The sequence below is a fragment of the Streptomyces sp. NPDC026672 genome (assembly GCF_040638185.1).
Taxonomy (GTDB): Bacteria; Actinomycetota; Actinomycetes; order Streptomycetales; family Streptomycetaceae; genus Streptomyces.
In genome coordinates this window covers 18,894-38,946 of sequence record NZ_JBEZXS010000062.1, presented here as the reverse complement: position 1 = coordinate 38,946, position 20,053 = coordinate 18,894, and the positions used below count along the sequence as shown (strand labels likewise).

Below are 20,053 nucleotides of genomic sequence, written 5' to 3'. Positions count from 1 at the left end.
GTCAACGGATCCGTCAGTTGCACGGGTTTTCTCACTGTCGTCTCAAAGTCCATCTCCGCACCTCCGCCGCGGGCTTCATGAGACGACCGTAGGCAACCGGCGGGGGAAAGTTCCACGAGATTCTACGAAGTTCTACGGCAGTCACCCGAGTGAGTCAATGGCCATCGAAATCAGGCTCCGGGCCTTGGCTCCCACAACGGCCAGAGCCGTCATTTCCTCGAAGGCCCTGGAATACATCTCGATCTCGCCGGGGGCTGTCACGGTGACTGCGGCTGTGAGGAGTTCGACGGATGCCTTGCTCTCGTCGAACAGGGTGAAGGTCTCCAGCGTCCACATGGGCCGCTCAGTGCCCGCGGGGATGACGCCGACGGACACCGATGGCAGTGCCATGACGGACAGCAGATAGCCGAGTTGTCCCGCCATGACGGCGGGATCTCCTACGACGTGGCGGAGGACGGATTCTTCCAGGACGAACGCGAAGCGGTGGGATCCGTCGCGGATGATGTGCGAACGGTCGACGCGTGCGGCTGCCGCATCGTCGACGTCTTCCGGCGTCCCGTGGAATCGCGCGATGTTCCCGAGCAGCGCTGCGGCGTACTCGTAGGTCTGGACGAAGCCGGGGATGACGCTGGAGCTGTAGACGCGGAACGTCCTCGTGCGCTCGTACAGCGGCACTCGTGAGTCCTGGAGGCGCCGGAGGCCCGTTCGCTGTACGCGCCGCCACTCGACGTACATGGAGTCGGCCGTACGGTTCGCGGCAATGAGATCCGGGATCTTGTCCTCTGCCTCACAGGCGGTACACCACGCCCGGATGTCGTCGTCGGACGGGGGCGTCGTGGCTCCCTGGATCCGGGAGACCTTCGACGGCTGCCACCCAGTGCGCGCAGCGACCTCCCTACCCGTCAGGCCGGCGTCACGCCGGATCTCTCGCAGCCGCTCTGCGATGGCGCGACGCGCCTCGTCAAGGGCAGCGGACGGGTAGGGAGGTCGTTGCATCGGTGTGGGTCGCTCAGATCCTGTAGTCAGCGTGCGGGAGTGCGCGGGACCATACCGCTTCAAACGCTTCGACGTGCCGCTTCACAACGTCGGGTGCGTCCTCCACGACGTCCTCGACGAACCGTCCGTCTCCGTCGAACAGGCTGAAGCGGATCAGCCGGCTGTCGAAGATCCACAGATCGTTTCCCGGGATCAGGAGGTCTGACGCCAGGCGCCGCGGGAGCCACCGGACGTCTTCGCCGGCTGCAAGGTTCTGCGGCGTGCACGAGTGCTCGTACCGGATGTATTCGCTTGCTGGCTCTGACACGACACGAGCGCGGCGCATGGCCACTCCGCGGCTCACTGCGTCCGACACAGCGTCGTGGAAGCTGTTCCACCACGAGGCCCGGTCGGCCAGGTCGTACCGGCGTCCGGCCCTCCATGCCGTGAAGTCCTCGTCCTCCTCAGCCACGCCGTAGACGTCCCGAGTCTCCAGGTGGACGGCGGACGACCGGCACCCGGCAAGCAGCTCAGCGAACGGCGTAACCGGCTGCTGCATCGAGTGCCTCCCTGATCTGCTCAGCCATGCGAATGGGCAGCCGGACGACTGCCTCCGTGTCGGGGATGGGGCCCGTCACGAGGCACTGCGCCCGCAGGGCCTCGTCCGCCTTCCACCCCTGGAACACGAACTCTTTCTTCTCCTCGTCAAGCCACACCGTCGGGCAGTGGTCGCCGTTGGTCTCGGGGTCCTTGCCGAACGAGCGTAGAGCCATGGTGACCTCCATAGTCACAGGATTGCGCAATGTTCTACGAGCTTCACGCCGACGGCGGCCCCTCGTCAAGGGCGCGTAGAACTGCGTGGGTTGTCCTGTAAACGACAAAGCCCCCGCCGGATCATCCGACGGGGGCTGCGATGTAACTAGACGCGTCCTTCTGCGCGGTCATAGGCGCGCAACATGCTGTGAAGCGTCCGCTCCGCCTCATCCGCGGGCATCGACCCGGACCAAGCTTGTTCCTGAAGGACGATGAACGCTGCGGCGACGAGCGCGCCCTTTGATGTTGCGGCGGGGGATGCTCCGCCCTCCGCCTCGTTCGCTGCTCGAAGGAGAGTGGCAGCGAGTTCGCGTGCCTGCGCGGGGGTGTGGTACGCCGACGTCGCAGGGGCGTAATCCCCCGCGTAGGCCGCTACCTGGATCTCTCCGTCTTCAACGGTAACGTCGGTCTCAGTGTCGCCCTTGCCCTTGATGGTTACGGGGGTCGGGATCATGGGTTCTCTCCTCACGGCGCCACGGGGCGCTTGACGTTGATGACCTTACGGGCTTCGTTCAGGTCGACGCGGATCAGCCGCGGGTTCTCCGGGGCCGGATACTTGCTGATCCTCGGGTTGTCGCCGTTGGCGGCGCCGCGGACCGTTTCGACGGCGACGCCCAGGACGTCAGCGGCCTCCCGGTAAGACACGAGGACGCGCGCAGGAGCGGCTTGCACGGGTTCCGGGTCCACTTCCTCCAGCGTCTCCTCCGCAGGCTCTACAGCGGCCTCCTGAGGCTCCTCCGTGTGTGCCTTTCGGCTGTGGACGAGGAGGCTTCCGCCGAAGAACGCGAGGACCGGCCAGCCGGCGACGGCAATGCGAAGCATCGTCGGGGGATTCTCCAGGTCCAGGACGCCGGCAGTCGCGATGTTGGCGCTCATTGAGGCAGCGAGGGACGTGTAGAACCACACGCGTGGCGCCCGCTTCGAACTGCTACCCGCTTCCCGCATCTGCTTCCAGGCCATGACGAGGAGGAGGTCCACGCTCACCGGATACGCCCACGCCTTCCATCCTCCCTGGCCGGCTGCCTCCGCGATGTCGTGAATGTGGGCGAAGGACAGGGCGGCAGCAATGACGGCCTGGATCAGGAGGGGGTCACGCAGGTTGGCTCTCATGGCTCCTCGTAAGTGTGTATGGGTGGTCGTAAGTGGTTGGTACGAGTGGAGCCCCTGTCTCCGCAATTGACAGGGGCTCCGTGGGGGGCGGTCAGCCGAACATGATGTCGGCTCCGAAGTGGCGCCTGGCGGCAACCATGCCGGAGGCCCGGTTGGGAATACCGCGCTTGAAGCGCTTCCCCTCGCAGGTGAGGAGGGACCACGTGCCGTCCTCCTCCTTGCCGATGTAGGCAATCTCAGTGATCGCGAAGTATTCGCGACGCTGCACGTCGACGATTGCACGGCGCTCCGCGTCGTAGACGGAAGCCGCCACGGTGCGGATGCCCCGCGCGAAGACGGTCCGCAGGAAGGAGACGGTGGTGAAGGGGTTGATCTCGGTGGTGGTGATGGCGGTCATTTCGTTCTCCTCCGTTAATGCCTTGCGGTGTGTCTTCAGCATGGCACAGTTATGTCGACCGACACAACCCCCATCGACCGACTTCCGTCAGTCGTTTGACGCTTCCACGATCAGGGCCACCATCCGCCCTCCCGGCAACGTCACCACGTGCCCACCACGGACCCTGGTCACCTGGTGACGTCGTCGGCCGGCCTGACGGAGGAAGTGGATCCTGGCGTCCTCGTCGACGAGGACCGGGCGCATGCCCTCGAATGTCAGACGGTACGTCACGAGGGCTCCGGGACAGTGCGGCTGACCGTGACGGGCCGGTTCTCGGGGATGAAGGCGTCGCCCCCGCCGGCGAACGGCACGTGCACGTTCCCGTCCCGCGTCGGCCACGCGTCCTTGGATGCCTGGCGCGTGTGCCCGTGCAGCTCGAAGACGTCGCCACGCAGGATGCCTCGGGCAGTGATGTTGAGTTCGGTGGTCATGACTCCTCCTGTGAATGACTTGCGTTACGGGAGAGGCCCCTGTCTCCGCAATTGACAGGGGCCTCAGGGGTCAGCACACGGTCAGTTGCTTTGCGGCCTCTTCGGTCGCGTAGTGACCCGGCTCGACTTCGACGAGGTACGCGGGGACCTTGTCCGTGAACTTGACCTTAGAAAACGGGGCGACCGACACACCCGGCGTACCGTGCGACGGGAAGGTCCCCCGCTCTGCCCGCCGGATGCTGTTGTTGACGTCCTTCACGTCCTCGTCCCGCATCGGGTACCACCGGGACCGGCTGAGCTGGTCAACCTTTCGGCGGAGGTTGGGGAGGTTCGCCTGTCGCATTTCGACGACAGCCGCCTTCACGGCCTTCGTGTGTGCGGCCTCCAACTGCTTGGTGGTGCGGACCTTGCCAACGAGTTCCGTGCGGATGACGCGCTCAACGCCCGCGACGCGGATAGTGGTCACGCGGTGTTCGATGGGGGTTGGCTCCCCCACGACCGGGGCGGCTTCCGAGCGCTTCTCCGCGCAGTAGTGGTGACCACACTCCCCGCCGATCTCCGTCGCGTGCCCCTCGTCGCACAGCTCGTAGGTACCGGGGGCGAACCACTCCGGGTTGCAACGGCCGCTCGCGGGACCGACAGAGTCCGCGAAATCAATGTCGCCACGAAGGGACCGAAGGGCCGCGTCCTCGTCACCCTGGAAGGGGCCCAGGTCGACACCGTTCACGAACTGACGCGTAGTGCCCCAGTTGCGGCCCTTGCCCGCGACGACCTTGATCTTCCGGCCCTTGTAGGTCTCGCGCTTCATGCCAACTCCTCCGTGAATGCCTTGCGGTATGTCTTCAGCATGGCACGGTTATGTCGACCGACACAACCCCTATCCGCAACCCTGCGTCAGTCGTTTGACGCTCTCCTAGATCCGGTGGAGAAGGCTGAACCCCGTCCCGTCCCCCTCGCACGTCTGTAGGACGAGGTCCGGGGAGCCGGCGAACGTCGGGATGGGGTGCTTCGTCTTCGGTGTCGTCGAGGGCTTGGCCACCTTGGCGGAGGGGGAAGGCGTCAGCGTCTCGCGCGGTCCCTCGCGATCTGTCCTCGTCGTCTCCCGGGGCTCCGGACGGTACGGCGACGGAGTGACGGGTGTAGGTGTCACGACGGGAGCCGTGACGACGTCCTTCAGGAGCGGGTACTCCGGAGCCTGCGCGTTGGGGGCGAAGACGAATCCGGCGGCTGCAACGGTGGCGAGCGCGGCCCCCACGACGACAGCGGACAGCGGGCGCCCGGTCTGGGCGAGGATCTCGGAGGGGCCACGCCCGTACTGCTGCACGAAGCGGATGTTGTCCAGAGCCGACAAGGTGAGGAGATAGTCCGCGGCCTCCCTACCCTCCAGGTACGTGACGCTGAGCGTCTCCTTCTCGGGGGTGTAGCGATAGCGCTCGAACTCCACGGTTCCCGAGTCGTCCCCCATGTGCCGGGTGCGGACACGCGTACCGTCGGACAGCTTGTAGATCATCACTTCTCCTCGTCGTCCGGCACCGGTCCGCTGGCGCGCTTCATGTCGGTGTGGAGCTGGGCAACGGCTGACTTCCGGTTCGTCGTCGACGTCGCGTGGAAGCGGTCGAAGGCGGCACGGACGGCCGCGTCGTTGGTGGTGCGTCGCATGGTCGACCTCACTTTGCGCGGACGGACGAGGCGAGCACGACGGTGCTGTACCGGTGAAGCTTGACCTTCTCCCCGCGGCCCAGCATCCGGGCGTAGGCGCCGTAGTCGTGGAGCGCCTCGGCGGGGTCGTCGAACTGCTCGACGGAGACCTTCCCGTCCGCTCCGACGTGCTCCACGATGTAGTGCTCTTCGAGCTGCATGACGTCCTCCGTGATTTGAGGTTCTTCGAGTGCCCCGCCGCGGATTCGAACCGCGCGCCCGGAGGTACTGGGGGTACCTGTGGTCGGGCGATGCCTACGCGGGGCGTTTCGGCTACGCGCAGCGCTTGCGGTAGACCATGTTCGAGGCGACTAGCTCCCGCCCCTGAGTACTGCGGACGTTGCGCTCGGCACCGAACCGGCGCTTCATCTCGCGCTGCATCCCCATGCCATACCGGTTCGTACGGAGGAACGTCCTCTTCATCGCCGCGACCTTCATATCTCCTCCTACGGCCTGCCTCCTCAGCGCGGGTAGGCCATGTCCCGCGGACGCCCCGGAGGGCGTTTCGGCTGTTAGATGCCTTGAAACCGGCGAAGGGGCTGCCCCGTCACGTCCGCGTGGAAGTACCAGTCACGGACTACAGCGAGGAGGTTTCGGTTGATCTGCTCGACCCGCTTGGGAGCGCCGCCACCGAAAGTGCGGGTGATGTGCTGCTGGAGTTCGAGCAGGCACGTTGCCCGTCGGGCGGGAAGTCCAATGCCCACGGCCAGCAAGAACCGGGAGGCGAGTTCGGGCGTCATCTCGGCGGTGTACTCGTTGGCGTCCATCTCGTCCCCTCCCCTGGGGCGCCCCCTTGCGGAGCGCCCCGTCAGTGCCTTGCGTGGGACCACTATGGCACAGTTATGTCGACCGACACAACCCCTGAGGTCGCGTCAGTCGTTTGACGCTACTCGCCGTTGAGGAACCGGGCGAGTGCGATGAGGTCCGCGGCCGTGTGTTCGGTGTCCTCCAGCATCCGGGAGGCTCGGACCAGGAGGAGGGCTCGGTAATCGTCGGCGTTGGCCGGCTCGTCCACCTTCTCCACTGCACCCGCCCACGTCAGGAACGCGCCGTTCTCGTCGGCGATCCGGTACGGGAGCAGGTCGTCCTCCGTGTCGATCTCCTCCAGGATTCCGGTTTTTCCGTTGTGTTCCCCCTGCTCCGGCCGGACGATGCGCACCCGGTCCCCGACCCTCAGCGGCTGCGGGGTGGCCGGCTCCGCCACCTCTCCCCCCTCGATCTCGTCAGCCAGGGCCAGGATGCCGCGGGCGAAGGTGCGGGCGGTGTCGACGCGGAGCGCCACACCCGCCTGTGTCTCTCCATCGCTGACCTCGTCGAGGTGGACGTAGTTGCCGACGACGTGTGCCTTGATGTGGTCACTTCGGACCCACCGGCACTGAGCGATGTACTCGGTCATGATCTCTCCTCTTAGTCGCGTCAGTCGTTTGACGGTGCTCTGTTTCAGAACGCTTCGACGGCGAACCCGTCGTACATCGGGTCGTCGCTCCGGGCCTCGACGGCGTACAGCACGTCGTCACCCCAGAGGGCTGCCTCATCGGGGCGGACGCCCTGAACGTCGTAGTCGTCGAGGGAAGGAAGTCGGGTCATGGTGCTGGCTCCTGTAGTTCGTGGATGATTCACGCGGCTACGTCGTGGGCGTCGGCCACCCTGCGGGCGCTGATGACGCCCTCCCGTCGCATCCCCGTCAGCCGGCCACGGCTGATCCCCAGGTCGGCGCAGGTCTGTGTGTCCTCCTGACGGGTCATCTGGACTCCGTAGAAGGCACGAAGCGCGAATGACTGACGCTGATTGATCTGCGTCAGGAGCCAACGGGCCAGGTCGCGTCGCTCGGTGGTGTCGGTGATCTCGGAGGAGGGATCGGCTAGGGTCTCGGCCAGCGTCAGCGACTCCCCCGCCCCGCCGTTGATCCCGTCAACAGGCGCCTCCAGGCTCTCCGTACCCGCCAGGGCCTCGATCACGGCCGTGAAGCGTTCACGCTCCATGCGCGACTTCACGTTCGGGCACGTGGACACGATCATCCACGCCCCTTCGACGTCGCCGTCAGCCTGCCAGAGGGCGCGGCGGACGCGGAGGACGGTGGTCGGGTCCGCGGACAGTGCCATCGTCGACCGGACGTTCTCCTCCTGGATCCGCCGGCGAGCAGCCTGGAACACGAAGGACGTCAGCTTGGCGGACGAGGCGGAGGAGTTGTAGTCGCGAACGTGCTGGATCAGGACCGCTCGTGCTTCCTGGAGGAGATCCTCCGCGTCCTCCCGGCTCGCTCCCGGGGCGACGGACCGGATCATGCCGGAGAACATGGGGTCGAACGATTGGACCACCTGCCACATGGCGTCGCTGTCGCCCGCCTGTGCGGCCGTGATCGTCTCGTCCGTAACCTCGACACGGGACATGGTGTTCTCCTCCGTGAGTGCTTGGCGTACTGGAGTAATGGGGCGCAGGAGCGTAGATGCTCGGTCCGCATTAAGTGACGTGGGTCACACAGTGATTCAGGTAAACGAAAGCCCCCGTCCCGCGTCGGAACGGGGGCTTGGTCCGCTAGTCGTTTGACGGACCTCAGACCGTCAGGTGCCGCACCGGAAGACCGAAGGTCTCCGCGATGACCACGTCAGCTACGGCCACGTGGCAGCGCTCCCACCCTGCCAGGCAGTAGAGCAGGGTCGCGGTAGCCCAGTACTGCTCCGCCGCGTAGGAGGGAAGCCCTCCCATGACGCCTGCCATCTCCGCCAAGTGCCCGACTTCGTCATCAGTGCTTTGCGGCCCCGTTATGATGATCAACTAGTCCCCCATTGGACGTGGGAGGCACGTCCTCCCCTTCCCACCGGGAGAGCGCACGATCCATGGATGCGGCGACACCCGCTGTTGCGGCTACTGCGTAGGCCAACCAGTGGGCGCCTGTCTTCAGTTCTTCTTGAAGATCACAACGGCGCTCGTCGATCGCCGTCGCTTCGGTCGGGCGGGAGGGTCCGTGCGATGCCTGCCGGCCTCCGTCCGCATCCACTCCGGGCCGTCGGCGACCCGGCATGGTTACTGCGTCGTCGTAGACGGTCACGAACTGTCGTATCTCCCCCGCGTGGTGCTCAAGCTGGTGCAGGAGATCGATCATTCGGTGTCCGTCTGCAACGTGATCTGGACTGTAGGTCACCAAACCTCCACAGGCAATTGCCGTGCGGCCGGAACGGATCCACGGTCCGGCCCACTTTGTACTGCTTTGACCGGTTCATCGTTACGGGCAGTTCGACCCTGTTATGTCGGTCGACCAACCTCACCAGCGCTTATGTCGGCCGACACATGAGATCGTCCATCACATCTCCGTTATGAACTCGTTACATTGTGATCATCGTGTGGAGGTGTTCGGATAGCCGTCGTGTACCTCTGCGTGTCCCTCCCGTTGTCCACCGTGAGGCTTTCACCTGTGCTTTCAGACACGAAGTCGAAGACGTCCCGATCCGACTTCGTCCGGTTGCAAAGAGCGCACGCCGGTACGAGGTTGGACCACTCGTGAAGGCCACCTTTCGCAAGCGGACGAACATGGTCCACCTCTGCTACAACCATTGCCGCGAACGAGGCGTCACAGTAAGCACAGGACCACTCCTCCAGCTCCTCCCACCGTCGCAGAACGTCACGGCGGGAGGGGTGAAGAGGAGGTTCCGGGGGGCGCAGAGAGGGCGTGATGAGCATGGGACGGGCCACGGACCGGACGTCGGACGGACGATATCCCGCCATCGGTCGGCCAACTGGGGTCGTACGTCCCGCCCTTGGAGGCGCGAGACGTACGGGGGTCACGCTGCCACCAACTGACCCGAGTACCACTCGTCGTGCGTGGCCCGGTCGTCCTCCGGGAGATACAGGCTGCCCCAGCTACGGCCGCCCACCTCGGGATCGGATTCGATGGGGACCCCGAACAGGTCGAACGTCATGCACTTTCCGATCTCTCGTGCGATCTCCTCTGCGTCCCTCTCCGGACCCGACGCGATGACCTCGTCATGGACCGGAAGGCGCAGGTACGGGAGGAGGCCGGCTTGCTCCATGTTGATCAGCGACTGACCGAGGCAGTCACGCGCAGCCGACTGGACTTGGTAATTGGTCACCGCGTACGTCCGGTCCCGGTCCAGCGGGAGCCGTCGTCCGGTCACCGACGTCGTCACCATGCCGTTGGCGAAGGCTTCACGCTGCCACCGGTTCGCCGCCCGTCGCACCTCCGGGTAAGTCCGGTGGTATGCCGCGACGGCCCGCTTGACCTCCTCCATGGGGGCGCCGGTCTGCCGCTGGATCGTCGTCGCGCCGCCTCCGTAGACGACCCCGAAGCCGATGGCCTTCGAGATCTTGCGGTGCTTCGGCGTGAAGTCGGGGCCGAAGACCAACTCCGCGGTGAAGGAGTGGAGGTCGCGTCCGGCGCTGATGGCCTCCTTCATCCGCTTCACGCCGGCCAGGGCTGCCAGGACACGGAGCTCCACGGCCTGGAAGTCGACACTGATGATCCGGTGGCCAGGCTCCGCGAGGAAACACCGCCGGATCTTCCAGTCGCCCGACGGAAGCGTCTGCACCGCAGGGTTCGTGACGGACATGCGCCCCGTCCGAGCCTGCATGGTGCGGATACCCGGGTGGATCCGGCCCGACCGGTCCACCGTCGACAGGAAGTTGTCCGCGTAGGCGGAGCGCCACTTCGCCGCCCTCTTCGCCTTGATGACGGCAACGGCGAGCGGGTTGGGGGTGCGGACGTGGAGACGGTTGCCGTACAGATCCATGTCCGCGAGGGCGGACAGGACGCTCTTGTCTGCCTTGACCGCACCGCCGGCCGTGCGCTCCGTCAGCGACTCACCCGTTCCGATGAGTGCTTCCGCAATCTGCGCCGGAGACCCGATCTTCTCGACGCCGTAGGAGCGGACGATGGCTGCGTTCTCTCCCTCCTCCTCCCGCAACTCGTCGGCCAGGCGCCGGGTGTAATCCTGGTCCAGGAGGAGGCCGCGGATCTGCATGTGCCCGCAGATCCGGGCAACCTCGTGCTCGTAGTCGACGAGACGCTGAGGGACGCCGAAGCGACGGAGTTCCGCCTCCAGCTTGGGCCGGAGCCGAGCGGTCAGGATGACGTCTCCGCCTGCGTAGCTCTGATAGATCGGGTGCCACAGGTCGATGCGGCTGAAGCCCACGGCCTTCGTCAGCCCCAGCGACCGGAACACGGCCGTCAAGTCGCCCTGCGTGTCCGCGGCCGTCGGGTCCGTGTAGTGGTCACTGAGCGGCTTCAAGGCGGACCCGATGCCGCCTTCCTGAACGGACCGGGGGTCGACAAGCTTCGACAGGAGCATGGTGTCGACGGCGTTCCGGCACAGCTCGTCGTAGTCCATGCCGAGGTAGGCATGGAGCGCCGGACCATCGAACCCGTGGTAGTTGTGGCCGGTCACTCCGACGCCCGATATCAGGATCCGGAGCGCCGTGCGGGCCGCTTCTTTGAACGGCTCCCCCAGCTCTACCGGGATGTTCCACGCCTCGTCCTGGTTGCCGAACTGAATCAGCCGGGCGTACTCCGGGTCACCACTCAGGATCTCCAGGCCATGCGTCTCGGTGTCGACGGCGACTGGCTCCGTCTGCCGGGACACCCACGCGATGAACTCAGACAGTTCCTCTGGGCGTTCCGGGACGAAGACGGGGAACTCACGGCCCAATAGGGGGAAGGTGTAGTGCTTCACGCTGCCTCCTTCTGCTGTCCGAAGATGTCTGCACCGTCACCTGGCTCGTCGGCTGGCTCCTGCTCTGCCGCGTTGTCCGCCTGGATCTCCTCGTCCGTCTTCAGGCGCAGGCCGTTGAAGCCCCACCGCCCCGACTTCTTCGACTTGGGAAACTTGCGCGACTCCAGCTCGACGCCAAGACTCCAGCCGGAGAGCACTTCCTTGCGGCTCAGGCCGGCGTCCTCCGCCCACTCCGCGTAGGCACGGCGAATGGCCATCGGAGCAACCCGGGCATCGTCCTCACGGACGCAGCGGGCCGTAAGGAACTCCTGGAGCCGGTCCTCCGACTCCCGGTAGTCCTGCGTCGCTGCCTGGACAGAGGCAGGCTCCTCCAGGCCGTGGGCGTACCACTCCTGTGCGCCGCGAACGGCCCACGCGAGGATGCCCTCTGCCTCGTCCCGCAGCTTGGCGGGGAGCGAGGTGTCCGCCTTCGAGCCACGGAACGTCGCCTCGAAGGGGACGAGCTTCACCCGTCGCCAGATGCCGAGATCCTGCGACAGGATGGCGGGCTTGTAGTTGCCGGCGACGAGCAACAGGAACGATGGGACGTAGGTGAACGGGTTCTGATTGAGGAACCGAGCGGTCACCGGATCCCCGCCCGTGAGCTGCTTGACGAGAGCCTCCGCAAGACGGGAGTACTTCTCCGTCTCCGACGCCGTCACGAGCCGCGCCCCGCGGAGGGAGGCAAGTTCAGGCGACGCCTGACCGACGGCCGTGCGCTGCTCGAAGGTGCTGAACTCCGTCGACTTCGTGATGCCGCGGAAGACGTACAGCACGGCGTCGAGGAACGCCGACTTACCGTTTGCTCCGCCCCCGTGGAGGAACGCGAAGCACTGCTCCGACGTTGACCCCGTGATGCCGTAGCCCACGAGCCGCTGCATGTAGGTCGGGAGCTCCGGATGGTGCGGGAAGATCTCCGTCAGGAACTGCGCCCACCGTTCCGCCTGTGCCTCCGGCCGGTACGCGACGTCAAGCCGCTTGGTGATCATGTCTGCCGGCGTGTGCGGGTGCAGCTCCCCCGTCTTCAGGTTCACCGTCCCGTTCGCCACCGTCAGCAGCTCCGGACGCGCGTCGAACTCATCGGCCAGCGACGGGACACCGGGGACGGAGGGGAGCTCCTTCAGGATGCCGTCGATGTGCCGGTTGGTGAGGGCCTTGAGCGCAAGCTTCCGCTCGAAGTCGGACCCGTCGGCGATCATCTCCGCGCCCATGCGGTGCAGTGCCTCGCGCACCGTGTTCTCGCCCGGCACCCACACGGTCCCGTCCCAGACGAGGAACCCCAGCCCGCGGGCATGCCGCACTCCCCCGCCGGCCTGACGCATGTAGTCGCGGAGGCGTACGGCCAGGCCAACGTCAGTCGCGTCAAACATTTCACGTGCGGAGGCAGACATCGTCTGAAGGGCAGCGTCCGTATCCCGGACATCGACGTCGGTGGAGGGCTCCGGCTTCGGCGCAGGTGCCTCCAGCTCAACGACAGACGCCGCACGGACGGCGCGGTGAAGCTCCGCAGGGAAACTCTCCGGCGTCCGCTCCCGCCAGGCCGTGAGATCCTCCCCCGAGTTCGGGAACGGGAGCTGACGAGGCGGATTGCCGTCCTTGACGAGGGCTTCCGCCAGGGGGCCGATGCCTCGTCCGCCGGCGTCGTCGGGATCGAAGGCGAGAACCACGTCACGGCCGCGGAGGTGCTCGACTAGCTCCGCCACGAGGGCCGCGTTCCGGGCCAGTCCTGCGCCACGGATGATGAGTGCGTCATAGCCGACGCCCACCGACGTCAGACCGTCCCCAGGGCCCTCCGTCACAAGGATCGTGTCATAGCCGGCGCCGCCCTGGAGGACGCCGTACTTCGCCCACGTCCGGCCGTCGACGTTGGTCAGGGAGACCCACCGTGCGGGGCACTTGCCGGACAGGTCACGGCCCTGGAGGCCGCGGATGACGCCGTCGAAGCCGGCGAGGGGTACGGTCAGGCGCGGGTACCGGGTGAAGGACCGGGAGAGCCACGGCTTCGGCTGTTCAGCCTGTGTCGAGAAGCCCACACAGAGATCAGCGCACTGCTCCGGCGTGAGTCCGAACCGATCGTAGGCGTACTGACGCGCGTGTTCGAAGAACTCCGGGGGCTCGGACTCTGTGTCCTGGAGGGCCCCCGCCCACCGGTCGACGGCCACACGCAGGCCAGCGATCTCCGCGACGCCCACGGCCTCCGGCGCCTTGGCGCTGATGGTGCTTGTCCCCAGGTCGTTGACGACGTCGAAGAGGTCCGCCTCCCGGAGACCCATCTTCTTCAGGACGTCGTCCTTCGCGCACCCGGTACGGCAGACGAGGAGGAGCTTCCCGTCGTCCTTCAGCGTTAGCTTCAGTGACGGGTGCCTCCGGTCCTTGTGCGCGGGGCAGAGCGCAAGGTGCCCGTCGTGATCCTCCTCTACGCCGTCGAGCCGCCCCAGGATCTCGGACAGTCGCAAGGTCTCTCCCCTCTCCAGTTGTCATGCCGAAAGGGGCGCCCCGAAGGACGCCCCTTGTGTGAGTGCTTTGTGTTGCTAGTCGGCGAACAAGTCATCCCACGCGTCGCGTGGAGCCTCCAGGTACTCAACGGCCTCCGGGGACAGCGTGCTTTGCCCGGGGAACATCCGGAAGAGTCGCAGCCGTCCACGGCCCCGGTCGTACGCGATGGCCTGACGGACTCCCTTCTTCGTCGAGTGCCCCTTCCACTCCTCACGACGCCAGGGGGAGTAGCTGATGTACGGGTCCATGTGTCCTCCGTGAGTCGTCTTGTGCTACTCGTCCGGGTCGTAGTCCTCGTACGTGACGGAGACCTCGGATCCGTACGTGTCGTACCGCCACTCGTGCTTGTCGCCGTACAGCAGCGCCGTGCCGATCCAGTGGCCCACCTCGTTCGGCGTCATCTCCCCGCCCTCGTACGCGTCGCCGTCGGGGGAGACGACGAGCGTTCCCGTGAACTCGATGACTGCCTTCTTCACGCTGCCTCCTCTTCCTCCTGCGGTTGGTGCTTCGCCAGGTGGTAAGACCATGCCTTTGGTGCGTTCATCTCTAGCAGCACTTCGGCGTCCCGGAGCCGGTTCAGGAGGCGGACGTCAGTCCGCAAGTCGCGCACAACGTATCCGTCAGCGACGCCCTTCATGCGCCGCTTGACGACCGCGCACCCGAACGGCTGGCCGGCGTGGATGGCCTCGCGATTGGCTTGCGCGATGTAGTCGGCGAGCGTGATGGTCTTCTCGGCCTTCGCCTCCAGCGCGTGGAGGTAGTAGCCGTCGATGTCGCCGATGTCGCGGGCGCCCATCTGCACGTTCCGATGGACGCCCGGATTGTGTTGCTCCCGCAGGTAGCCGACGATGGCCGACTCCCACGCGGTTCCCTTCTGCTTACTGGGATGGCTCGATGTTCTCACCTCTCCTCACCCACACTTCGACGAGGTCTGCCCCGCCCTCCGATTCGACGACCACTGGTTCGGACTCGACTGTCCATGTCCGCCCCTGGTACGTCAGCACGTCTGCCCTGCTCTGAGCCGGGATCTTGTCCGCCACCGTCCGAACCCCTTCCCTCGATACCCGTGTAATCGTACGCCCGTTCGATATCTGCGGGTGATCTACTGACCAAAAGTCAACGAGAAGGGACGGTTTCCGGACACGGGAGCACACAGAGTCTTCACGCCGCGACGAGAAAACCTCCACCGCCTCCGCCGGCGTCGACGAGGCTCAGGCCACACGGGGCACCGAACTCACCGGACTCGATGACGCCGTCACCGTCGAAGGACCGGAGCGTCTTGACCCGCTCCTGTGCGTCGACCTCTTCGGCGTACGGGCCCCAGATCTTGCCCTCCGGGTATCGGAAGGCACTCACGGTCTGGACTACTCGGAACACGGGGTCTCCTCCTCGGGACGTTCCAGGGACAGCCACACCAGGGCGAAGACGAACATGCCCAGTGCGACGAAGGACGGGATGAGCGTGAGGGAGATCAGAAGTTGGGTCATGGGCTGTCCCTCCAGGGCAGTTCGTCCGACGACGTGCCTTCCTCAACTCGGTAGATCAGCTCCCACCCGTCGGCAGTGCGCTCGTAGATCTCGCCCCCTCGGGCCCCACCCCAGGTGTGGTAGGCCACGGCAAGCTTCGCCAGGCCGATGCCGGCGTGGTACTTCACCTCAGGCCGCCGGTCCGGAATGATCGTCGCGAACGGAGCTGCCTGGAGCTTCCCGCGGTACGGCGCGCACTGCGCCTCCATGGTCCTGCCTTCGCCCATGAGCCTCACCCTTCCTCCGTTTCCCTCATCAGCTCCGGCGTGATCCAGTAGGCATACACGCTTCGGGGCTTGTCGAAGACGACTGGCTCCGTGTCCGGGGTGGCGCGGACGATGACGGTGTTGGGTTCGCGGACAGTGGTCACTCGACGACCTCCCACGTCGTGTGCGCTTTCTGGACCCGCGCGCCGACGATGCCGGTACGGAACTCCCCGTCGTACCCCTTCGCGTTCGCAGTCAGTTGCCCGCGGGCTGCTGCGAGGGTGCGGTAGGGCCCGTAGTAGACGTGGAACATGCCGCCCGTCTTGACGAGCCACGGCTCACCGGGAAGGAATCGTTTCGGATTCAGCTCTGTGGTCTCACGGTCCACCTCTACGCGGTAGATCTCCGCGTCGTCGGCCGCCATGGATCGAGACATCAGCCACCCCACGTCTTCGTGCCAGCGTCGCGCTCATCGAACGGTTCCCACGCGAGTGACGATCGCTCGACGTAAACACGGACAACACGTTCGGTCTTGATGCGTGGTTGCCCGGCGTACCCTCCGGAGAATGCCGTGTCACGTACCCTCGCGTCCCGGCTTGCCTGACGCCTGGCGTTCTCCGCGGATTGATACGGTCCGTGGACGTCGGTACGGACCTCGTCGTACCACTCGTCGAGGTACTTCGGAACATCGTGGTTGTCCCGCCAGTGATAGGCGGGATTCGGCTTCCGCATCTGGTACTCCACGACAGAGCGCCACTGTTCCATGTCGTTCAGTGCGCCGTTCGTCGCCATCAGCCGATCTCCCCCGCCACGTGCGCAGGCACGGTACCGTCTGCCTTGCGGAGGATGAGGGCCATGGATCCGATAGCGGAGCGCTTCTGGCTGAAGTACGAGCGTCCAGACTGACCGTGCTCGACGGTCATCATCAGGCGCCCACTCTCCGCGGCGTAAACGGTTCCGATCTTAGCCCAGCCGCCGGACGTCGAGGCCGACATGATGCGGTCACCTGGTTCGATGGTGACGCCGAATGAGTCCTTCACTAGCTCTCCTCTCGTCTCATCACAACCACCTGCGCGCCCCGCGCGAGCGCGACGCCGGCAGCCTCCCAGTACTTCGGGAAGTCCTTCCGGCTCGTCGCGACGGGGCGTATGTAGATCAGGTCATTGGGGCCGGCGTCACGGACGTCGCCAAGGGCGGGAGCGGACGCGTCGTCGATGACGTGGAACGCACCGCTCACTCGTCGTCGCCGGGAAGGACACGAAGGATCTCGCGTGCCTCCTCGTCGTCGTGGTCGAACCAGTCCGTGTTGGCGCTCACGGAATACCGCAGCGCCTGACGGATGATCGACACCTCTCGCCCACTGAGCTCCACCGTGACCCCACTGGGGCTGATCACCTTCGCCATGTGCTCTCTCCTTTCGACGGGTCTTCCTACGCCGAAAGCCCCCGGGACCGAAGTCACCGGGGGCTGAGGTTGAGTTAGTCGTTCACGCGGGTCAGGGGGCCGTATGCGTCGGCGATGGACGCGATGGTGTCCCAGAGGTTATTCGGGTTGTGCATGTAGATGTTAGGCACTCCACCGCGAAGACGGCCGCTGAACTTCCACACGTCGCCCTCGTTGTCGCGGTACTTAGCCGACAGGTCGTAGACGATGCCGTCGTGCACGTAGGTGTTCCCGGCGAAGCGCTCCACCGTGCCTGACTGGAACCACCACTCGTCCATCCGGGCACCCGGAGCGGCATGGGCGACGGGGTTTCCGTACGCGTCGATCTCCTTAACCACCAGGAGATCACCTTCCTCCACGTCCGCGCCCGCCAGGCCGGCGGTCGGGATGCGGATGACGTCGCCCGGCTTCAGGGCCTCGTCCGCGTCGGGGGTCGATTCAGCGAGCGTGAGACTGCCCGCGTTGATCGAGTAATCGGTGCCCCTCGCGTCCTCAATGGCGTACCACTCGTACACCGGGCCGAAGAACGGGCCGCCCTTGACGGTGTACTCCGTGCCGTGGCCGCGGACCTTGTCGCCCACGCTGAACTTCCCGTTGAGCGTCATGTCCTCCGAATCGACGAAGCGGTGCTCTCCGTCCTCCCGCTTCATCAGGTAGTTGTCCATCGATCCGTCACGCAGGTATGGACCGTACGCGATCTCACCCGCACCCCAGCTCCGGTGCTTCACCTTGTCGCCAGTCTTGAACGCCATGCTCTCTCCTCCGTGAATGGTTCGTGCGGAGGCCCCCGGATCGTCGGTGTCCGGGGGCCGTTGGGCGGGGTGGTCAGTCCGTGACGCGGGTGAGGGGGGCGTACCGGTCTACGACGTATTCCAGGGTGTGGCTGTCCTGGTCAGGCTGGTTACCGTAGTACCGGGCACGTGCGATGCCGTCGACGAGAGCCAGGCGGACGATGTCGCCGTCCTTGTCTCGGTACTTCGCGGAGAGGTCGTACGTCACGCCGTCGTAGGTGTAGGTGCCGGTGTCCACGCCGGAGACGGGATCGACCTCAGCAACGAGGATCTGCGCGTCGGCGTTGTCCATCCGCACCTCGTACCGGTGGATGTCGCCCTGCGCTTCCCGCCAGGTCCGGGACGTCGACGTGACGACGCCCGTCTTGCCGTGGAACTCTGCGGCCCACCGCGCACGGACCACCCGGACCCGGTCGCCCACCTTGACGGTCCCTGCGGCCTTCGCCATCACGTGCTCCATGGCCGTGAAGGTACGCGGGCTGTCCGGGTCGGTTGGCTCGTCGACGAGCTTGACGACATAGGTGTCCCGGTCGTCGAAGGGGCCATACTCGACGGTTGCCTTCGCACCCGGACGCGTCGCCAGGGTGACCACGTCGCCGACGGAGAACTTGGGAGTCTCGGGGATGGCGGAGAGGTCGCGCTCCTTCTGCAACTTCTCCGTCCCGCCGATCCGGACGACATAGGCCCTGTACATTCCGAAGGTGCTGCTGAACGGGCCGTAGGTGACCTCGCCGTCCACCACGTCATTGACGCGGACCTTCTGCCCTACCTTGAACGTCTCCGTCACTTGCTCTCCCCCTTCGTGTCGCCGATGACGACCATGCGGTCCGCGGCCACGGTCTGGACCGCGAGCGTCTTGCGGCCGATGAAGCCGGAGTCCCGGCCGGTCGGCTTGACCTTGACCAGCGGCACGACGATGCCGGCGCTCTTGTTGCTCTCCAGCTCCAGGACGACGGCTTCCGACAGCCGGACGACGTTGCCCTGACGGGAGGCGTAGGACACGACCACCCCGGGGCGGATCTCCGCGCCCGTGTAGTCGGTCAGTCGGGCCTTGCCCATGTCAGCTCTCCTCGGAGTAATCGTCGAAGATGGTGACCCCACGCAGGAGACGCGCCGGGTGTCCCGGTCCGGCCGGGTAGTACGTCCGGACTCCGGCGTCAACGAGGACTTCCAGCACGCCCTCCGAGTGGGTTCGCGGACTGCTCTCTCGGTCACCGCCGACCTGCGCCAAGACCGCGACAAGCGCCTCCGCCTCGTCGACAGTGAGCTTCAGGGTGAAGCCCGCTTCCTTCACCACTCGTTCGGCGGTGGTCTTCTCAGCGTGTGCCACTACTGCTCTCCTCTGTGTCCGTGAGTGCCTTCTGCAACGACTCCCGCAGGAAGCCGAACGCGTGGTGTGCTTGCTGAGGACAGACCCCGTTGCCGATACGGCCGATCTGCTCCTCACGTGTGAGATCCGGGACGTCAGTCACCCACCCGTCGGGCAGGCCCATCATCCATTCGGCGAACTTCGGGGCAAGTTTCAGACCGCCCCGGGGACCGCGCATCAGCGGTACCGGAGCCTGTCGGCCCATGAATATTTCCCACCGGTAGACGGCCGTGGCGAACTCTCCCCACCACTCCGCCGGCGAGTGCGGCCCGTCGTCCGCCACGGTGTCCGGGTCGACGTTGAGGAGGAACACCACCTCGTCTTCCAGCGTCGGACCGTGGCCTCCGGCCTTGCGCTTGTCGGGGTGCTGCGCGCTGCCGTTGTTCGCGAGGTTGGCCGTAGGCGTCTTGAACAGCTTCTCCGCCTTCTCCCGGGGGAAGAGACGGGCGAGTGCCGTCACAAGGTCATCTCCTCCGGCACCTTCCCGGCCCCGCTTCGCGAAGTCTGGCCCGCGGGTGGCGTCAGCTACCGTCGGCGTCGGAAGGTGTGGCGTAGCAGAACCACCGGTCTCGATGGTGCGGAGCTCCGATGTCGCTAGCTCGAAGAGAGAGCCACGAAGCGCTGTACCCGATCTCGTGAAGCGAACGGAGCACGTGGCCTTGTCCCCGATTTCGGAGTGCTCCCACGTTCTCCAGGAAGACGTGTCGGGGTCGAAGAACCCGTATCCCGTCGGCGATGTTGAACCAGATGCCGCTTCGCTCACCCTTGATTCCCTCCCGCCGACCGGCGTTGCTGATGTCCTGGCAGGGGAACCCCGCCGTGATGGTGTCAATCCCCTCGTCCATCAGCGCGCCCCAGTTCTGATAACGGACGTCGCCGATGTTGGGGGCGTCGGGGAACCGGTGCGCCATGACCTTGCAGGCCGCTCCGTGGACTTCCGCGACGACGGTGACCTTGTCGCCCGTCAGGGCCTCAACCGCGATCCCAAGTCCGCCGTATCCGGCGCAGAGTTCCAGGATCGGCATGGGGCATCTCT

At 65.8% G+C, this 20,053-nt stretch carries 37 protein-coding genes and 1 other RNA gene; all 38 read right to left on the bottom strand.

All coding sequences use genetic code 11. From position 1 onward, the window contains the following. Positions 1-141: 141 nt before the first annotated feature. Entirely contained in the window at positions 142-996 is an 855-nt protein-coding gene (locus AB0F77_RS39810; protein WP_358079671.1) for a helix-turn-helix transcriptional regulator, read from the bottom strand. A 13-nt stretch (positions 997-1,009) separates the two neighbouring features. Beyond that, positions 1,010-1,534 (bottom strand): DUF6879 family protein, encoded by a 525-nt coding sequence (locus AB0F77_RS39805; protein WP_358079673.1) that lies wholly within the window; start codon positions 1,532-1,534, stop codon positions 1,010-1,012. Further along, positions 1,506-1,748 carry a hypothetical protein gene (locus AB0F77_RS39800; protein WP_361958601.1) on the bottom strand — a complete coding sequence of 81 codons (243 nt, stop codon included), beginning with the start codon at positions 1,746-1,748 and terminating at the stop codon, positions 1,506-1,508. The genes AB0F77_RS39805 and AB0F77_RS39800 overlap by 29 nt, the downstream gene beginning before the upstream one ends. A 146-nt stretch (positions 1,749-1,894) precedes the next feature. Continuing rightward, entirely contained in the window at positions 1,895-2,242 is a 348-nt protein-coding gene (locus AB0F77_RS39795; protein WP_358079677.1) for a hypothetical protein, read from the bottom strand. Positions 2,243-2,253: 11 nt separating this feature from the next. Beyond that, entirely contained in the window at positions 2,254-2,898 is a 645-nt protein-coding gene (locus tag AB0F77_RS39790; RefSeq protein WP_358079679.1) for a DUF2637 domain-containing protein, read from the bottom strand. Positions 2,899-2,989: 91 nt separating this feature from the next. Beyond that, positions 2,990-3,295: a hypothetical protein gene (locus AB0F77_RS39785; RefSeq protein WP_358079681.1), complete on the bottom strand. Its 306-nt coding sequence runs from the start codon at positions 3,293-3,295 to the stop codon at positions 2,990-2,992. A 266-nt stretch (positions 3,296-3,561) separates the two neighbouring features. Further along, the gene (locus tag AB0F77_RS39780) at positions 3,562-3,765 is read right to left on the bottom strand and encodes a hypothetical protein (protein WP_358079421.1); all 204 of its coding nucleotides are present in this window, start codon (positions 3,763-3,765) and stop codon (positions 3,562-3,564) included. A 70-nt stretch (positions 3,766-3,835) separates the two neighbouring features. Continuing rightward, positions 3,836-4,573, bottom strand: coding sequence for a hypothetical protein (locus AB0F77_RS39775; RefSeq protein WP_358079423.1), 738 nt, complete (start codon positions 4,571-4,573; stop codon positions 3,836-3,838). 105 nt (positions 4,574-4,678) lie between these two features. Beyond that, positions 4,679-5,275, bottom strand: a complete 597-nt coding sequence (locus tag AB0F77_RS39770) for a hypothetical protein (RefSeq protein ID WP_358079425.1) — start codon at positions 5,273-5,275, stop codon at positions 4,679-4,681. Next, complete coding sequence (locus AB0F77_RS39765; protein WP_358079427.1) at positions 5,275-5,424, bottom strand: hypothetical protein; 150 nt, start codon at positions 5,422-5,424, stop codon at positions 5,275-5,277. Before AB0F77_RS39765 ends, AB0F77_RS39770 begins: the two co-directional genes overlap by 1 nt. A gap of 8 nt (positions 5,425-5,432) precedes the next feature. Continuing rightward, positions 5,433-5,624: a hypothetical protein gene (locus AB0F77_RS39760; protein WP_358079429.1), complete on the bottom strand. Its 192-nt coding sequence runs from the start codon at positions 5,622-5,624 to the stop codon at positions 5,433-5,435. Between the two features lie 112 nt (positions 5,625-5,736). Further along, on the bottom strand, positions 5,737-5,886 hold the full coding sequence (locus tag AB0F77_RS39755; protein WP_358079431.1) for a hypothetical protein: 150 nt from the start codon (positions 5,884-5,886) through the stop codon (positions 5,737-5,739). Positions 5,887-5,910: 24 nt separating this feature from the next. Continuing rightward, positions 5,911-5,974, bottom strand: an RNA gene (locus AB0F77_RS39750) — hammerhead ribozyme type II. Between the two features lies 1 nt (position 5,975). After that, on the bottom strand, positions 5,976-6,230 hold the full coding sequence (locus AB0F77_RS39745) for a hypothetical protein (RefSeq protein WP_358079433.1): 255 nt from the start codon (positions 6,228-6,230) through the stop codon (positions 5,976-5,978). Between the two features lie 119 nt (positions 6,231-6,349). Further along, a complete protein-coding gene (locus tag AB0F77_RS39740; protein WP_358079435.1) occupies positions 6,350-6,859 on the bottom strand; it encodes a hypothetical protein in 510 nt (169 codons plus the stop codon). Positions 6,860-6,903: 44 nt separating this feature from the next. Further along, positions 6,904-7,050, bottom strand: coding sequence for a hypothetical protein (locus AB0F77_RS39735; RefSeq protein WP_358079437.1), 147 nt, complete (start codon positions 7,048-7,050; stop codon positions 6,904-6,906). A 29-nt stretch (positions 7,051-7,079) separates the two neighbouring features. After that, a complete protein-coding gene (locus tag AB0F77_RS39730) occupies positions 7,080-7,853 on the bottom strand; it encodes a hypothetical protein (RefSeq protein ID WP_358079439.1) in 774 nt (257 codons plus the stop codon). Between the two features lie 163 nt (positions 7,854-8,016). Beyond that, complete coding sequence (locus tag AB0F77_RS39725; RefSeq protein WP_358079441.1) at positions 8,017-8,169, bottom strand: hypothetical protein; 153 nt, start codon at positions 8,167-8,169, stop codon at positions 8,017-8,019. 606 nt (positions 8,170-8,775) lie between these two features. After that, a complete protein-coding gene (locus AB0F77_RS39720) occupies positions 8,776-9,141 on the bottom strand; it encodes an HNH endonuclease signature motif containing protein (protein ID WP_361958591.1) in 366 nt (121 codons plus the stop codon). 101 nt (positions 9,142-9,242) lie between these two features. Next, positions 9,243-11,147 carry a DNA polymerase gene (locus AB0F77_RS39715; protein WP_358079445.1) on the bottom strand — a complete coding sequence of 635 codons (1,905 nt, stop codon included), beginning with the start codon at positions 11,145-11,147 and terminating at the stop codon, positions 9,243-9,245. After that, positions 11,144-13,642 (bottom strand): phage/plasmid primase, P4 family, encoded by a 2,499-nt coding sequence (locus AB0F77_RS39710; protein ID WP_358079447.1) that lies wholly within the window; start codon positions 13,640-13,642, stop codon positions 11,144-11,146. Before AB0F77_RS39710 ends, AB0F77_RS39715 begins: the two co-directional genes overlap by 4 nt. Before the next feature lie 75 nt (positions 13,643-13,717). Beyond that, a complete protein-coding gene (locus AB0F77_RS39705) occupies positions 13,718-13,930 on the bottom strand; it encodes a hypothetical protein (protein ID WP_358079449.1) in 213 nt (70 codons plus the stop codon). Positions 13,931-13,954: 24 nt separating this feature from the next. Further along, positions 13,955-14,158 carry a hypothetical protein gene (locus tag AB0F77_RS39700; protein ID WP_358079451.1) on the bottom strand — a complete coding sequence of 68 codons (204 nt, stop codon included), beginning with the start codon at positions 14,156-14,158 and terminating at the stop codon, positions 13,955-13,957. Beyond that, positions 14,155-14,586: a hypothetical protein gene (locus AB0F77_RS39695; RefSeq protein ID WP_358079453.1), complete on the bottom strand. Its 432-nt coding sequence runs from the start codon at positions 14,584-14,586 to the stop codon at positions 14,155-14,157. The genes AB0F77_RS39700 and AB0F77_RS39695 overlap by 4 nt, the downstream gene beginning before the upstream one ends. A 257-nt stretch (positions 14,587-14,843) precedes the next feature. After that, positions 14,844-15,038: a hypothetical protein gene (locus AB0F77_RS39690; RefSeq protein ID WP_358079455.1), complete on the bottom strand. Its 195-nt coding sequence runs from the start codon at positions 15,036-15,038 to the stop codon at positions 14,844-14,846. Positions 15,039-15,046: 8 nt separating this feature from the next. Then, the gene (locus AB0F77_RS39685) at positions 15,047-15,169 is read right to left on the bottom strand and encodes a hypothetical protein (protein WP_358079457.1); all 123 of its coding nucleotides are present in this window, start codon (positions 15,167-15,169) and stop codon (positions 15,047-15,049) included. Beyond that, positions 15,166-15,435 (bottom strand): hypothetical protein, encoded by a 270-nt coding sequence (locus tag AB0F77_RS39680; protein ID WP_358079459.1) that lies wholly within the window; start codon positions 15,433-15,435, stop codon positions 15,166-15,168. Before AB0F77_RS39680 ends, AB0F77_RS39685 begins: the two co-directional genes overlap by 4 nt. A 5-nt stretch (positions 15,436-15,440) precedes the next feature. Beyond that, complete coding sequence (locus AB0F77_RS39675; protein WP_358079461.1) at positions 15,441-15,578, bottom strand: hypothetical protein; 138 nt, start codon at positions 15,576-15,578, stop codon at positions 15,441-15,443. After that, complete coding sequence (locus AB0F77_RS39670) at positions 15,575-15,850, bottom strand: hypothetical protein (protein ID WP_361958584.1); 276 nt, start codon at positions 15,848-15,850, stop codon at positions 15,575-15,577. The genes AB0F77_RS39675 and AB0F77_RS39670 overlap by 4 nt, the downstream gene beginning before the upstream one ends. After that, positions 15,850-16,206 carry a hypothetical protein gene (locus AB0F77_RS39665; protein WP_358079465.1) on the bottom strand — a complete coding sequence of 119 codons (357 nt, stop codon included), beginning with the start codon at positions 16,204-16,206 and terminating at the stop codon, positions 15,850-15,852. The genes AB0F77_RS39670 and AB0F77_RS39665 overlap by 1 nt, the downstream gene beginning before the upstream one ends. Continuing rightward, positions 16,206-16,454, bottom strand: a complete 249-nt coding sequence (locus tag AB0F77_RS39660; protein WP_358079467.1) for a hypothetical protein — start codon at positions 16,452-16,454, stop codon at positions 16,206-16,208. Before AB0F77_RS39660 ends, AB0F77_RS39665 begins: the two co-directional genes overlap by 1 nt. A gap of 193 nt (positions 16,455-16,647) precedes the next feature. Next, complete coding sequence (locus AB0F77_RS39655; protein WP_358079471.1) at positions 16,648-16,818, bottom strand: hypothetical protein; 171 nt, start codon at positions 16,816-16,818, stop codon at positions 16,648-16,650. 74 nt (positions 16,819-16,892) lie between these two features. Further along, positions 16,893-17,609 (bottom strand): phiSA1p31-related protein, encoded by a 717-nt coding sequence (locus AB0F77_RS39650; protein ID WP_358079473.1) that lies wholly within the window; start codon positions 17,607-17,609, stop codon positions 16,893-16,895. Positions 17,610-17,682: 73 nt separating this feature from the next. Beyond that, positions 17,683-18,435: a phiSA1p31-related protein gene (locus AB0F77_RS39645; protein ID WP_358079475.1), complete on the bottom strand. Its 753-nt coding sequence runs from the start codon at positions 18,433-18,435 to the stop codon at positions 17,683-17,685. Continuing rightward, complete coding sequence (locus AB0F77_RS39640; protein ID WP_358079477.1) at positions 18,432-18,707, bottom strand: hypothetical protein; 276 nt, start codon at positions 18,705-18,707, stop codon at positions 18,432-18,434. The genes AB0F77_RS39645 and AB0F77_RS39640 overlap by 4 nt, the downstream gene beginning before the upstream one ends. Position 18,708: 1 nt before the next feature. Next, on the bottom strand, positions 18,709-18,978 hold the full coding sequence (locus AB0F77_RS39635) for a hypothetical protein (RefSeq protein ID WP_358079479.1): 270 nt from the start codon (positions 18,976-18,978) through the stop codon (positions 18,709-18,711). Beyond that, a complete protein-coding gene (locus AB0F77_RS39630; protein WP_358079481.1) occupies positions 18,965-19,477 on the bottom strand; it encodes a hypothetical protein in 513 nt (170 codons plus the stop codon). The genes AB0F77_RS39635 and AB0F77_RS39630 overlap by 14 nt, the downstream gene beginning before the upstream one ends. A 61-nt stretch (positions 19,478-19,538) precedes the next feature. Further along, complete coding sequence (locus tag AB0F77_RS39625) at positions 19,539-20,042, bottom strand: DNA cytosine methyltransferase (protein ID WP_358079483.1); 504 nt, start codon at positions 20,040-20,042, stop codon at positions 19,539-19,541. Positions 20,043-20,053: the final 11 nt, after the last annotated feature.